11 protein-coding genes (1 of these 11 only partly in view) are annotated in these 13,601 nt (G+C 71.5%); 4 read left to right on the top strand and 7 right to left on the bottom strand.

What is annotated here, in order from left to right; all coding sequences use genetic code 11:
• A protein-coding gene (locus ACFVSN_RS29605) for a type I polyketide synthase (protein ID WP_387956888.1) crosses the window boundary here: on the bottom strand, window positions 1-2,145 show its 5' portion. 25,896 nt of this gene lie to the left of the window's left edge; 2,145 of the gene's 28,041 nt are visible here — the first part of the coding sequence; its start codon is at window positions 2,143-2,145; the stop codon falls past the left edge of the window.
• A gap of 316 nt (window positions 2,146-2,461) precedes the next feature.
• On the opposite strand from ACFVSN_RS29605, the gene ACFVSN_RS29610 reads away from it, so the two are divergent.
• Window positions 2,462-2,785, top strand: a complete 324-nt coding sequence (locus tag ACFVSN_RS29610; protein WP_380445998.1) for a hypothetical protein — start codon at window positions 2,462-2,464, stop codon at window positions 2,783-2,785.
• A gap of 50 nt (window positions 2,786-2,835) precedes the next feature.
• Here the strand turns inward: ACFVSN_RS29610 and ACFVSN_RS29615 are convergent, their stop codons facing one another.
• Window positions 2,836-3,873, bottom strand: coding sequence for a GDP-mannose 4,6-dehydratase (locus ACFVSN_RS29615; RefSeq protein WP_387598219.1), 1,038 nt, complete (start codon window positions 3,871-3,873; stop codon window positions 2,836-2,838).
• 285 nt (window positions 3,874-4,158) lie between these two features.
• On the opposite strand from ACFVSN_RS29615, the gene ACFVSN_RS29620 reads away from it, so the two are divergent.
• The 3 genes from ACFVSN_RS29620 (at window position 4,159) to ACFVSN_RS29630 (ending at window position 8,226) form a co-directional block, all read left to right on the top strand.
• On the top strand, window positions 4,159-5,007 hold the full coding sequence (locus ACFVSN_RS29620) for a BTAD domain-containing putative transcriptional regulator (RefSeq protein WP_380445996.1): 849 nt from the start codon (window positions 4,159-4,161) through the stop codon (window positions 5,005-5,007).
• Window positions 5,008-5,038: 31 nt separating this feature from the next.
• Entirely contained in the window at window positions 5,039-5,827 is a 789-nt protein-coding gene (locus ACFVSN_RS29625; protein WP_380445995.1) for an SDR family NAD(P)-dependent oxidoreductase, read from the top strand.
• 68 nt (window positions 5,828-5,895) lie between these two features.
• A complete protein-coding gene (locus ACFVSN_RS29630) occupies window positions 5,896-8,226 on the top strand; it encodes a condensation domain-containing protein (protein ID WP_387598224.1) in 2,331 nt (776 codons plus the stop codon).
• A gap of 61 nt (window positions 8,227-8,287) precedes the next feature.
• On the opposite strand, the gene ACFVSN_RS29635 is transcribed toward ACFVSN_RS29630, so the two are convergent.
• From ACFVSN_RS29635 to ACFVSN_RS29655, 5 genes are all read right to left on the bottom strand, one after another.
• Window positions 8,288-8,689, bottom strand: coding sequence for a VOC family protein (locus ACFVSN_RS29635; RefSeq protein ID WP_387598226.1), 402 nt, complete (start codon window positions 8,687-8,689; stop codon window positions 8,288-8,290).
• Window positions 8,690-8,882: 193 nt separating this feature from the next.
• The gene (locus tag ACFVSN_RS29640) at window positions 8,883-9,272 is read right to left on the bottom strand and encodes a ribonuclease domain-containing protein (RefSeq protein WP_380491550.1); all 390 of its coding nucleotides are present in this window, start codon (window positions 9,270-9,272) and stop codon (window positions 8,883-8,885) included.
• A gap of 178 nt (window positions 9,273-9,450) precedes the next feature.
• Window positions 9,451-10,665 (bottom strand): MFS transporter, encoded by a 1,215-nt coding sequence (locus ACFVSN_RS29645; RefSeq protein WP_380491552.1) that lies wholly within the window; start codon window positions 10,663-10,665, stop codon window positions 9,451-9,453.
• A gap of 29 nt (window positions 10,666-10,694) precedes the next feature.
• Window positions 10,695-11,726, bottom strand: coding sequence for a methyltransferase (locus tag ACFVSN_RS29650; RefSeq protein WP_387956880.1), 1,032 nt, complete (start codon window positions 11,724-11,726; stop codon window positions 10,695-10,697).
• Window positions 11,727-11,833: 107 nt separating this feature from the next.
• Entirely contained in the window at window positions 11,834-13,600 is a 1,767-nt protein-coding gene (locus ACFVSN_RS29655) for an FAD-dependent oxidoreductase (protein WP_387598233.1), read from the bottom strand.
• Window position 13,601: the final 1 nt, after the last annotated feature.

Here is a 13,601-nt window from a genome sequence, read left to right on the forward strand (position 1 = left end):
CGCGGCGGTCTCGCCCGCGACGACGACGGCCCGCGGGCCGTTGACGGCGGCCAGCGACACGCCGTCGCCGAGCAGCGGGAGGACCTCGTCCTCGTCCGCCTGCACCGCGACCATCGCGCCACCGGCCGGCAGGGCCTGCATCAGGCGGGCCCGGGCGGCGACCAGCGCGCACGCGTCGGCGAGGGTGAACACCCCGGCGACGTGCGCGGCGGCGATCTCGCCGACCGAGTGGCCGGCCAGGAAGTCCGGGCGCACGCCCCACGACTCCAGCAGCCGGTACAGCGCGACCTCGACGGCGAACAGCGCGGGCTGGGCGTGGCCGGTGCGGTTCAGGGCCTCCTCGTCGGCGCCCCAGACCACCTCGCGCAGGGCCGGGTCGAACCCGGCCAGCACCTCGTCCAGCGCGGCGGCGAACGCCGGGAAGCGGGCGGCCAGTGCGCGGCCCATGCCGAGGCGCTGCGAGCCCTGGCCGGCGAACAGGAAGGCGAGCTTGCCGCGGCCCTGGGTGGTGCCCAGGACGGCCCGGCCGTCGCCCTCGCCGGCCGCGAGCGCGGTGAGCGCCGCGACGGCCTCGTCGCGTCCGGCCGCGGTGACGACGGCCCGGTGCTCCAGGGCGGCCCGGGTGGTCGCGAGCGCGTGGGCGAGGTCGGCGTCGGAGCCCTCGGCGTCCGCCGCCAGGAACGCGACCAGCCGCTCGGCCTGGGCGCGCAGCGCCTCGGGGGTGCGGCCGGAGACCAGCCAGGGCAGCGTCCCGGCGTCGACGGCCGCCTCCGCCTCCGGCGTCTCCTCCGCCGGCGGGGCCTCCTCGATGATGGCGTGCGCGTTGGTGCCGCTGAGGCCGAAGGACGAGACGCCCGCCCGGCGCGGCTCGGCGCCCTGCGGCCACGGCGTCGCCTCGGTCAGCAGCCGGACGGCGCCGGACTCCCAGTCGACGTGCGTGGACGGCTCGTCCACGTGCAGGGTGCGCGGCAGCAGCTCGTGCCGCAGCGCCAGCACCGTCTTGATCACCCCGGCCATGCCGGCCGCGGCCTGGGTGTGGCTCAGGTTCGACTTCACCGAGCCGAGCAGCAGCGGGCGCTGCGGGTCCCGCCCGCGCCCGTAGGTGGCGAGCAGCGCCTGGGCCTCGACCGGGTCGCCGAGGACGGTGCCGGTGCCGTGCGCCTCGACCGCGTCGACCTGGTCGGCGGAGAGCCGGGCGTTGCGCAGCGCCTGCTCGATGACGCGCTGCTGGGACGGCCCGTTGGGCGCGGTGAGCCCGTTCGAGGCGCCGTCCTGGTTGACGGCGGTGCCGCGCACGACGGCCAGCACCCGGTGCCCGTTGCGCCGGGCCACCGACAGCCGCTCCAGGACGAGCACGCCGACGCCCTCGGCCCACCCGGTGCCGTCCGCGGAGTCGGCGAAGGAGCGGCAGCGGCCGTCCGAGGCCAGGCCGCCCTGGCGGGCGAACTCGACGAAGGTGGTGGGCGTCGACATGACGGTGACGCCCGCGGCGAGCGCCATGCCGCACTCCCCCGCGCGCAGCGACTGCGCGGCCAGGTGGAGCGCGACGAGCGAGGACGAGCACGCGGTGTCGACGGTGACGGCAGGGCCGACGGCGCCGAGGACGTAGGAGAGGCGACCGGAGATCACGCTGGTCGCGTTGCCGGTCAGGACGAAGCCCTGGACGTCGTCGTCCGGCCCGGTGCGGTAGTCCTGCGGCATCGCGCCGACGAACACGCCGGTGCGGGTGCCGCGGACGCTGCTCGGGTCGATGCCCGCGCGCTCGATGGCCTCCCAGGAGGCCTCCAGCAGGACGCGCTGCTGCGGGTCCATGGACAGCGCCTCGCGCGGCGAGATGCCGAAGAAGCCCGGGTCGAAGTCGGCGGCGCCCTGCAGGAACCCGCCCCGGACGTCGACCGGCCCGTCCGCCGGGTCGAGCTCCCAGCCGCGGTCGGCGGGCAGGCCGGTGATGCCGTCCTCGCCGGCGACCAGCATCGCCCAGAGGTCCTCGGGAGCCGCGACCCCGCCGGGGAAGCGGCAGCTCATCCCCACGATGGCGATCGGCTCCCGGGCGGCCGCCTCCAGCTCGTCCACCCGCTGCCGGGAGCGCTGGAGGTCCGCGCTGGCCCGCTTGAGGTAGTCCCGGAGCTTCTGTTCCTTGTCCATCATCGACGCAACCCATCTGGAAGACCGGCGAACGGCAGGGATCCGCTTGAGGACGGCCCGCGTGCCCGGCACGCGCGGCGCTCGCATTCCCGCACTCCAGCGCCCAGTCTCGATCCGGCCCGCGCCGAATTTCCCTAGGGTCTGCCTCCGGGCGGACGACGGGAGGCCGGAGGCAGACCCCAGGGTCTGTCGATCCTGCTCCAACGCCCCCCGGACTCTAGGGATTTGCCGGGCCGTTCGGCTGGATCGTCAGTTCCGCGAGCCATGGGCGCGGCCCGACCGGGGCGGCGCCCCGACATCGACGAGGATCACCGCCATGCCCGAACCGTTCCCGCACGGCGACGCACCGAGAGTGCCGCGGCCCTCCGCCGAGGGCACCGCGGACCCGGCCGCGGCCGAACTCAGCGAGCTCAGCGAGCTCGACGAGCAGCTGATCGCCCAACTGGTCCACCGCATCCGGCTGGCCCGGGGCCACCAACTCAGCCGCCGCGCCGCCGGATTGCCGACCACCAGCCTCGCGCAGGAGAACGCCATGCTGCGCCGCTACGCCGCCCGGCTGGGCGACCAGGGCGCCGGAATCGCGCTGGCGATCCTGGAACTCTCCCGGCCGCCGAACGGGCCGGCTCTCGAACAACGCTAGGGCGGTGGGGACTTCGCGTCCCCACCGCCCTCAAGCATTCCCGGCCCGTGTCACCAGCGGGCGCCGGCCAGCACCTCGCCGTAGTCGCGGGCGACGCGCGCCTGCTCCAGGTCGGACTCCACCATCATCCGCATGAGCTCCGGGAAGTCGACCTTCGGCTCCCAGCCCAGCTTCTCCCGCGCGTTGCCGGCGTCGGCGCAGAGCGTCTCCACCTCGGCCGGCCGCACGAGCCCCGGGTCCACCTCGACGTACCGCTCCCAGTCGAGCCCGACGCACTCGAAGGCGATCCTGGCCGCGTCCCGCACCGAGTGCATCCGCCCGGTGCCGATGACGTAGTCGCCCGGCTCGTCCTGCTGGAGCATCAGGTGCATCGCCCGGACGTAGTCCCCGGCGAAGCCCCAGTCGCGCACGGCGTCGAGGTTGCCGAGCAGCAGCCGGTCCTGCAGGCCGAGCTTGATCTGCGCGACCGCCAGCGAGATCTTGCGGGTCACGAACTCGGCCCCGCGGCGCGGCGACTCGTGGTTGAACAGGATCCCCGAGACGCCGTACATCCCGTAGGACTCGCGGTAGTTGCGGGTGATGTAGTGACCGTACGTCTTCACCACGCCGTACGGGCTGCGTGGGTGGAAGATGGTCCGCTCGTCCTGCGGGGTCTCCGCCACCATGCCGAACATCTCGGAACTGGAGGCCTGGTAGAACCGGATCCGTCCGGGACCGCCGACCGCGCCGGCCGGCTTGTTGATCCCGCTGACCATCCGGATCGCCTCCAGCACCCGCAGCACGCCGGTGCCGTTGACCTCGGTGACGAGTTCCGGCTGGCGCCAGGACATCGGCACGAACGAGATCGCCCCGAGGTTGTAGACCTCGTCGGGCTGGATCGAGTCGACGGCGGAGACCAGGCTGCCCTGGTCCATCAGGTCGCCGTCGACGAACCGCAGGTCCGGGATCAGCCTGCTGACCCGGTCCTTCCGCGGATTCGCTTGTCCCCGGGTGAGGCCCCAGACCTCGTACCCCAGGGAGATGAGGTGTTCGGCCAGGTACGACCCGTCCTGGCCGGTCACCCCGGTGATCAGTGCACGCTTGGACATCCGTTCCCCTTCAGCCACCGCTCGCGGGCTCGCGGGCCGTTCTCGGCACAGCCAGCGAACCAGAAGCACGGCTAAGGAATTTGCGAGACTTCGGGCCGGATCACGACGTCCACGCCCCCACGACCACGACGCCCCACGACGTTCGCGCCCCCACAGCGGGCCCGGAAGCGGGCTCGACCCGGGCTAGAGAAATCCCGCCGCCCCCGCGGCACGGGCTTAGTGTGCGGACGCATCCGCACACTCCTTCGACGACCACGCCGAGCCCGCACCCAGGGGAGAACCGCCATGCGCATCCAGGTCCTCGGCCCGCTCACCGCCGACCTCAACGGCACCTCGATCGTCCCCACGGCCGCCAAGCAGCGGCAGATCCTCGCCCTGCTCGCGCTCTACCCGAACCGGATCCTCCCCACGAGCACGCTCATCCACGAGATCTGGGGCGACCACCCGCCGCGGCGGGCCCTCACGACGCTCCAGACGTACATCCTCCAGCTGCGCCGCCGCATCACCCACGCCCTCGCCGGGGCGCCGCCGGCCGGCCAGGACACCACCGCCAAGGACGTCCTGACCACCAGACACTGCGGCTACCAGCTCACCCTCCCGCCCGCCGACCCCGCCCGCCACGCCCTCGACCTCCAGGCGTACAACGACCTCACCACGCGCGGCCAGGAGGCCTTCAACCGCGGCCACGACCTGGACGCCAACGCCCGCTTCCACGAGGCCCTCGCGCTGTGGAACGGCCCCGCGCTCGTCGACATCACTCCGGGACCGATCCTCAGCACCGAGATCATCCGGCTGGAGGAGAGCCGCCTGGTCACCCTCGAACGCCGCATCGACACCGACCTGCGCCTGGGCCGGCACAACGAGCTGATCCCCGAACTCACCCACCTCACCCACCAGCACCCGCACCACGAGGGCCTGCACGCCCAGGCGATGGTCGCCCTCTACCGGGCCGGGCGGCAGACCACCGCACTCACCACGTACCACCACCTGCGCCACCGCCTCACCGCCGAGCTCGGCATCCAGCCCTCGCCCCACCTCCAGCACCTGCACCACGCGATCCTCACGCTCGACCCCACGCTCAACACGCCCGCCACCAGCCTCCACCCGACGACCTACAACCTGTATCCGGCCTGAGCACCCACACCCTCCTCACCCAGGACCCGCCATGACGCCCACATCCGGCAAACCCCTCGCCCTCATCACCGGCGGGACGCGCGGAATCGGCCTCGCCATCGCCCGCGAGCTGGGCAACCGCGGTCACCGCGTCCACATCTGCGCGCGCACGGCCCAGGACATCACCGACACCCTCGGCACGCTCCGCGAGGAGGGCATCGAGGCCGACGGCGCCCCCTGCGACGTCCGCGACCCGGCCCAGGTCACCAGGCTCGTCCAGGACGCCGTGGACCGCCACGGGCCCATCACCGTCCTCGTCAACAACGCCGGCCGCACCGGCGGCGGCCCCACCGCGACGACCACCGACGACCTCTGGTACGACGTCATCGACACCAACCTGAACGCCGTCTTCCTCGTCACCCGCGAGACCCTCAGACACGGGCACATCACCGCCACGGCCCACCCGCGCATCATCAACATCGCCTCCACCGCCGGGAAGCAGCCCGTCACCCTCGGCGCGCCCTACACCGCGAGCAAGCACGCCGTCATCGGCTTCACGAAGGCCCTCGCCAAGGAGCTCGCCCCCACCGGCACCACCGTCAACGCGATCTGCCCCGGCTACGTGCACACCCCCAACACCACCCGCATCCACCACGAGTACGCGACCGCCTACAACACGACGCCCGAGACGATCCTCCAGCACTTCCAGACCCAGATCCCGCTCGGGCGCTACACCACCCCCGAGGAGGTCGCCGCCCTGGCCGGCTACCTCACCACCGCCACGGCCGCGAGCATCACGGCCCAGGCCCTCAACGTCTGCGGCGGCCTCGCCACGCAGTAGGCGGGCCCCGAGCCCCTCCCCCGCACGGCCACCGACGGAAAGGACCCGGGCCAGGTGCCCGCTGATCAATGATGACGACTCGTCAGTTCGCCAGCGCACCGGTCACCTTGTTCGTCGCCGGCACCCCGGAGCCGCCGCCCTGCCTGCCCGCCCGGCGACCGCCGCGGCGCCTCGACGCCGGCTCGGTCACCGCCGCACTGGCCCGCACCGCCACCCGGCAGTGGCGCCCCCCGACACCCGAGGAGTGGCAACCGCCGGGCCGGGCCGCCGAGTTCCACCTCGTCGAGCTCTACCAGCCCTACGCCGGCACCGTGTTGCGCACGGCCCTGCGCGCCGTCGAACCCGGCGCGGGACCGGACGTCCTGTGGGAGCGCGAGGCCGCCGGCCCGGACGGGCTCGACGGCGTCCTCGCCGAGCTCGGCCGCAGCCTCGCGCACGGGCCGCGCGTGCGCGCCGTCCTGGTCGGGCGGCCCGGCGCGGCCCGGCGGCTCTTCGTCGGAATCGCCGCCGGGCCGCCCGCCCGCACCCTCGGCGTCCTGGAGGAACTGCGCTCCGCGCTCTCCCACCCGCCCGCGCCGGTGACCGTCCCCACCAGCGCCCTCCAGCGCGAGCTCCTGCGCGACGCGACCGGCGGGGCCGACCACGGTGGGCGGCACGTCGAGCAGCTGTCCTGGAACTGGCACGGCCCGCTGGACACCGACCGGTTCACCGCCGCCTGGCAGTCCGTCTTCGACCACGAGCTCGTCCTGCGGGCCGCGTTCGACTGGCCGGAGGACGCGCACGACGACCCGTGGATCGTCCTCCACGACCGCGCCGTCCCCGAGGTCACCCGCCACCCGTCCGGCGCGCCCGGCTGGGAGGAGCTCCTGGACGCCGACCGCCGGCGCGGCTTCGACCTGCGCCGGCCCGCCCTGCTGCGCGCCACGCTGGTCGACACCGGCCCGTCCGACGAGGGCCCCGTCACCCGCGTGCTGCTCACCTACCACCACGCCATGCTGGACGGCTGGAGCGTGCGCCTGCTCCTCCAGTCCTTCTACCGCGCCTACCTGACCGGCGGCACCCTCCCCGGCGGCGAGCGCCGCCCGGACCTCCGCGACCACGCCCGCTGGCTCGGCGCCCAGGACACCGGCCCAGCCCGGCAGTTCTGGTCCACCCGGCCCGCCGCCACCGTCGTCGTCCCGGCCGGTCACCTCGCCCACGGCCGCGGCAGCGGACGGGCCCGGCGCCGCCTCACCCCGTACGAGGCGGTGCGGCTGCGCGGCTGGGCCGCCGCCTGGGGCGCGGGCGAGAGCAGCGCGCTCCAGGCCGCGTGGGCCCTGCTGCTGTACCGCGCCGCGCAGGAGCCTGACCCGCGCGTGGCCCCGCGGGCCGTCCGGGTCGGGTTCGCCGTGACGCTCTCGGGCCGCGGGATCCCGCTGGACGGCATCGACCGGCTCCCCGGCGCCCTGCGCACCCCGCTGCCGATCACCGTCCGGGTGCACCCGAGCACGACGGTCCCGCAGCTCCTCGCGGCCCTGCGGGACGGAGTGCTCGACCTCTCCTCCTACGAGTGGGTCTCCCCCGGCCAGGCGCACCGGTGGAACGGCACGCCGCCCGGCCGGCGCCCGCAGAGCCTCGTCGTCCTGGAACACCTGCCGCTCGCGCCGCACCACCCCCGGCTGGACACCGGCCTGGCGGCCCACGGCATCCACGTCGACACCCCGACCCCCGCCGGCACCTTCACGTCGTACCCGATCACGCTCACCGCGCACTACGACGCGACGGGCGGGCTCGTCCTCACCACCGTCCACGACCGCGCCCTGTTCGCCGACCGGGACGCGACCGAACTCCTCAGCCAGAGCGCACACCTGTTGCGCAGCTTCCCCGACCTCCCGAGCGGCCTCGCCACCACCGAGCTCCTCCGCACCACCCTCGCCGGCCACCCGGTCCCGCACCCGGGCGGTCCCTCCGACCCCGCTCCGAGCACTCCGAGCACTCCGAGCGCGCCGAGCGCGCCGAGCGCGCCGACCGGGCCGACCGGGCCGACCGGGCCGCTGGAAACCGTCCACCTCGATGTCCTGCGCCGGGCCACCCGCCCCGGCGCAGGCTGGGTGCTCCTGCTGCCCCCGCCCGGCACACCGGACGCCCGCTTCCCCGCCACCGCCCGCACCTGGCCCGGCCCGCAGGCCCTCGCCGTGCTGCGCCCGGTGCACGACGACGCACCACCCGCCGCCTACCGCCCGCTGCTGGCCCCGCTGCTGGAGTCCCGCGCGCCGGTCGCCCTGGTCGCCACCGCCGGAAACGGCCTCATCGCGTGCGAGATCGCCCGCCTCGGCCCGGCCGCGACCGCTCCCCTGGTGGTCCTGGCCACCACCGACACCGACCTCGCGGCCCTCGCCGCGGTCCTCGCCCGCACGTAATCGACCCGAACGGCGTCCGGCCGGCCCGGCCCACGCCGAAGTGGACCGGGCCGGCCCCGCGTCACGACCCGGGGGTCGTCGCGTGGCTGCCGTAGGGGCGGGTGATGATCTCCATGCCGTGGCCGGCGGGATCCAGGAAGTACAGCCCCCGCCCGCCGTGGTGGTGGTTGATCTCGCCCGGCTGCTTCATGCGCGGGTCGGCGTAGTACGTGATCCCGGCCCGCCCGATCCGCTCGAACGCCGCGTCGAACTCGTCGTCGGAGACGAGGAAGGCGTAGTGCTGCATGGTGATCGACTCTTCGGGGACGCTCGCGAAGTCCAGCGTGACGCCGTTGCTCGTGGCGACGGGGATGAACGGGCCCCACTCGGGACCGACTTCGAGGCCCAGGATCCCCGCCAGGAACTCGGCGGATTCCCGGTTGTCCCGGGCGTGGACGATGGTGTGGTTCAACTCGACCGACATGTGCGGAATGCCTCCGTAAGGCACCTCGCGGACACCTCCATGCCTCACCCGGCCGGTGACCGACACGCGATGCCGCGTCCACGACCCTATGCCACCCGGCGCTGATCGTCGAGCGCCCCGCGCGGCCCCGGCGGGCACGCGAACGGCCCCGGCGGGCCGGGGGCCACGCCGGGGCCGAGGAGCGGTGCCGGTGTCAGCAGCCGAAGTTGATCAGCCGGAAGGTCGCGTAGTGGTCGCTGGTGTAGTAGTCCTCCTGGGCCCGCTTGCCGGTGACGATCCGCCGGGCGCCGCGCGTCGGCGCGCCCGGGGTCACCACGGTGTACTCGTGGTAGTAGCCGTACGACTGGCGCGGCAGCACGCCGCCGTTGTTCTGGAACACGATCCCGTCCTGGCGGTACGGGAACGGCCCGTTGGAGGCGATGAGGTTGAGCGTCGTTCTGGCCTGCGGGGGCAGGGCGGAGACGCACACGGTGCCGCTCACGGCGGCGTTCGCCCCGGTGGCGGCGACGACGGGGGCGAGGGCGATCAGGGCGACGGTGGCGGCGGAGGCAGCAGTCTTCCACGCGCGTAGAGTGCTGGTCATGTCAACGAGTGTGGCGAGCCCCAAGCCGCCACGGAAGCCCCGTGACAAGTCTTCACTTCCGGGTAACTCAAGCTACCCACGGGCAACTTGAGCACGTCAGCGACGGACCGGCCGACGGTCGTCGGCGCAGTGCACCATGACGGGCCGCCCCCTCGGGCGGCCCGTCGTGGCATCCGGATCACTCAGCCGTCGCGGGACGCCCCGGCACCATCTCCGTCAGGAAGTAGAGGAGCGCCACCAACGGGAAGGCGATGCCGCACCATGCGATGCCCACCCAACCGTACGTCGCGTACACCACGCTGGCCACGGCCGACCCGACCGCACCTCCACAGAAGAAGATCGCCATGTAGAGGCCGTTCAGCCGGCTGCGGATCTCCGCGCCCAGCGCGAAGATCGAACGCTGCCCCAGCACCAGGTTGCACGAGATCCCGACGTCGAGCAGGAGCGCCGCGACGAACAGGACCGCGACAACGTGGCCGCCACTCGCGAACACCAGGAGGAAACAGGCCACGACGGTCAGGATCGCGAAGGCCGTAGCAGGTTTCGTCAGACCACGGTCGGCCACCCGGCCCGCGATCGGGGCGACGAAGGCTCCTGCCACCGCCGCCAGGGAGAACAGGGCGATGTCGACCTGGCTCAGTCCGCACTCCGGGCTCGCCAGGATCAGCGGCACGGCGGTCCAGAACAGGCTGAACGCCCCGAACAGCAAGGCGTGGTAGAACGCCCGCCGCCGCAGGATCGGCGTGCGGACGAGCAGCTGACCCATCGACCGCAGCAACACCGGGTAGTGGACGGACGTGCTCGGCTTCCGTTCCGGAAGGACCGAGCGCAAGGTCACGGCGAGCACCAGCATCAGTCCGGCGGAGATGGCGAACACCGCACGCCAGCCGAGCAGGTCGGTCGTCATGCTGGAAATGGGCCGTGCGAGCAGGATTCCCATCAGCAGGCCGCTCATGACGTTGCCGACGACCTGCCCACGGGTTTCGTCCGGGGCGAGGTGTGCCGCGAAGGGCACCAGCATCTGCACCACGACCGAACTCAGGCCGATGACCAGCGAAGTGGCAAGGAACACAGCGGCGTTCGATGCGACGGCCCCACCCAGGAGCGCTGCCATGCAGGCCACCAGGGTGACCGTGATGAGACGGCGGTTCTCGAAGATGTCGCCCAACGGAACCAGCACGATGAGGCCGACGCCGTAGCCGATCTGGGTGAGGGTCACGACAAGGCTGTAGGCACTCGCGCTCAGGCCCACGTCGGGGCCGATCAGACCCACCACGGGCTGCGCGTAATAGATGTTGGCCGCGACCGCGCCGCAGGCCAGGGCGATCAGGAAGGTCAGCCCGCGCGAGATGCTCGGGTGCGCCGTTCGGCTGGTTGCGCTCTCAGTTTTCATCGTTCTCTCGATACATAGGGACTCGACGTTTACACGGCACGTGTCTGGATGACCGAAAACTCCGGACGGGCGGACAGTACCTGCGGAGCGGAGAAGCCTGCCGCTTTCAGAAGTCTCTCGAAGTCGTCCAGTGTGCGCTCACGCCCTCCATGCAATACCAGCATTTGCAGATCCAGCACAAGGTCGAGCGGATCGCACTCCTGCGGCGCCTCCTGCAGCACGCGGTCCACGACAACGAGCCGGGCGCCGGCGTCCATCGCCTTGCGGCAGTTGCGAAGAATGGACTCCGCCTTCTCGTCCGGCCAGTCGTGAAGAATCCACGACAGGACGTAGACGTCTCCTCCCGGCGGCACCTCGTCGAAGAAACTACCCTCCTGCGTGCTGAGTCGATCGTTTCCGGAGGCCCCGGGCCCGGCCGAAATCACGCTGGCCTGGTCGTACACCACCGCGTGCGCGTCCGGGTTCCGCTCCAGAATCGCCCGCGCCAGGCTGCCGGTTCCCCCACCGACGTCGATCACCCTTTCACCCGGAGCCACGGTGAGCACATCGGCGATCGCCGCGTAGCGCCCCGGATAACCGCTTGCCATGTAACGCTGATAGAGCGCTTCCTCTTCAGGACTTCCGTTCATGTACGAGAAGAAGTCCTGAGCATTGACATGCGAGAACGCTTCCTCGCCGGTGACGACGCAATGACCCAGCGCCCCCCAGGACCGCCAGATGCCCGGCATCGCCCAGAATCGTGCAGCCCAGTGGAGCGAGGGGCCGGCCGTCGTGGTCCTCAGCAGGCGCGAGGCCTCGTTGTGGCGGATTCCGCCGTCCGCCTCGACCTCGAATATGCCATGGGACGACAGTGCTCGGGCAAGCCGAGTCAGGACGTCCGCATCGACCTTCAGTCGCTCGGACAGAGAAGTCAGCGACGTTCCGTCGCCGGCCACCGCATCGGGCAGTCCGACCTCGCAGGCGGCGGCGATCATCTGCGTGACCGCCATGCCGCGAATCAGTTCCTGCATCCTCCGGATGCTGTCGGCCGCCGGTGCCTCGACCTCGGCATCTTCGTGCACAGAGGGCTCCTCCGGGAAGGACGTCTGGACAGTCATACGCACCTCTTTCTACTCGTTCATCGCCATGCCCGGACAAGCCGCCGAGGCCCACTCGTCGCCAGGGCGAATCAGCCCATCCCGATCGTCTGCTCTTCCGAACCCAGCCCGAGAATCTCGCGCAGGGCCGCGTGCAGCGAGTCCTCGGCCGCAGTGGAATCCGCCTTGCGCCAGGCGACGAACGCATCCGGCCGCACCAGCAGACAGCCGTCCTCCGGCACCTCCGAGACATCCGCCCAATCGCCGTAGAGATCCTGCACGGCATGGCCGGGGCCGATCACATGCGCAGCAATCTCGATGTTCAACTTGTCCGAAAGGCGCTTGGCGACATCGAACCAAATCTGCCCGTTCAGCCCCGTCAGCAAGGTGAATTTCCCCTTGCCCACCACGTCCAGGCTCGAAACCTGCGTACCCTGCCGGTTGAGCCACGCATGCGGCAGGCGCGCGCCGGGCCGACTGGACGCCTGGTAGTAGAGTTCGGGATCGCGCAGCCATGCGGGCTCCGCCGTGCCGTCCGGGCGGACCGCGTCGGATTCATAGCGCTGGTTGAGTTCGACGCCTTGCGTGGCGAACTCATAGGATTTGAGCTCGATGGCCTCACGCAGCATTTTGCGTTGTGCGGCGCCCGCCGCGGAGGCCTCCTTCAGGACGGACATATTGGCGCGCATCCGGTCCGCGTCCAGGTTCGCGTCCAGTCCGAGTGCGGAGAAGATTCCGCCGAACTCCTCGATGCTCTTGTTCGCACGTTCGACGATCTGCTTGCCGATCGGCGCGCGTTCCTGGTCGTACGTACGCAGCAGGCGGTCCGAAGCCTGCCCCTTCAGAACCATGGCCATCTTCCACGTCAGATTGTAGGCGTCCTGAATCGACGTGTTCGAGCCCAGGCCGTTGGACGGCGGATGACGGTGCACCGCATCGCCCATACAGAACACCCGCCCCTGGGAGTACTTCGTGGCGTACATCTGATTCACGGTCCACGTCGAGACCGAACGTACGGTGATGTCCACCGAGTCGTCGCCGATCAGTTGACGGGCGATGCCGACCGCGTCGATTTCGGAGACATCGGGCTCGCCCGCGCTCATGTCGTAGCCCCACACGATCTGCCACTCGTTCCACGGCCTGACCATGCGAAGCAGGCCCATGCCGATGCCCCCGACATTGGCCCCCGGCTGCATGATCCACCAGAGATAGCCGGGACGGTGTGCCACGAGGTGGGAGAGGTCCGCCTGCAGAATGATGCTGATGCTGCCGGCGAGCCCCATGCCGCCTTCCATGGGGAGGCCGATCTGCTCCGCCACGAGACTGTTGCCGCCGTCCGCCCCGATCAGGTACTTGGCCCGGATCTGGTAGGGCTCGCCCTTCAATCTGTCCAGGACGTGCGCGGTGACACCGTGCTCGTCCTGTTCGAGCCGCAGGAATTGCGTGTCGAATCGCACGTGGCTGCCGCGCTCGGCGGCATTGGACAACAGGATGGGTTCGAGCAGGTTCTGCGGCAGGTCGCAGTGTTCGGCGGGGCTGGCCGACGCGTAGTCGCTCTGCCGTTGCGGTCTGTTGGCGCCGTAGGGCAGTCGACCCAGTTCATCGCCTACCAGGCTGGTGCAGAAGACGACATTGCCCATCACCTCTTTGGGCGAGGCCTTGGCAAGAATTTCGTCTGCCACGTCCAGGTCTCGGAAGATCTCCATCGTGCGCTGGTTCTTGTAATGCGCACGCGGACTGTCGGCGAGCCAGCGGTGCTTCGTGATCACGAGGTTGTCGATGCCGAGAGTGCTCAGCATCAGTGCTGCGGATGACCCCGCCGGACCGCTCCCGACGATCAGGACCTCAGTGTCGTACACG

Origin of the sequence: Kitasatospora sp. NPDC057904, from assembly GCF_042887925.1 — a bacterium.
GTDB lineage: Bacteria > Actinomycetota > Actinomycetes > Streptomycetales > Streptomycetaceae > Kitasatospora.

What these genes read in the sequence shown, in the direction of transcription:
- ACFVSN_RS29610 (WP_380445998.1), top strand. Translation starts at nt 2,462, where the DNA reads ATGCCCGAACCGTTCCCGCACGGCGACGCACCGAGAGTGCCGCGGCCC.
- ACFVSN_RS29615 (WP_387598219.1), bottom strand. Translation starts at nt 3,873, where the DNA reads ATGTCCAAGCGTGCACTGATCACCGGGGTGACCGGCCAGGACGGGTCG.
- ACFVSN_RS29620 (WP_380445996.1), top strand. Translation starts at nt 4,159, where the DNA reads ATGCGCATCCAGGTCCTCGGCCCGCTCACCGCCGACCTCAACGGCACC.
- ACFVSN_RS29625 (WP_380445995.1), top strand. Translation starts at nt 5,039, where the DNA reads ATGACGCCCACATCCGGCAAACCCCTCGCCCTCATCACCGGCGGGACG.
- ACFVSN_RS29630 (WP_387598224.1), top strand. Translation starts at nt 5,896, where the DNA reads ATGATGACGACTCGTCAGTTCGCCAGCGCACCGGTCACCTTGTTCGTC.
- ACFVSN_RS29635 (WP_387598226.1), bottom strand. Translation starts at nt 8,689, where the DNA reads ATGTCGGTCGAGTTGAACCACACCATCGTCCACGCCCGGGACAACCGG.
- ACFVSN_RS29640 (WP_380491550.1), bottom strand. Translation starts at nt 9,272, where the DNA reads ATGACCAGCACTCTACGCGCGTGGAAGACTGCTGCCTCCGCCGCCACC.
- ACFVSN_RS29645 (WP_380491552.1), bottom strand. Translation starts at nt 10,665, where the DNA reads ATGAAAACTGAGAGCGCAACCAGCCGAACGGCGCACCCGAGCATCTCG.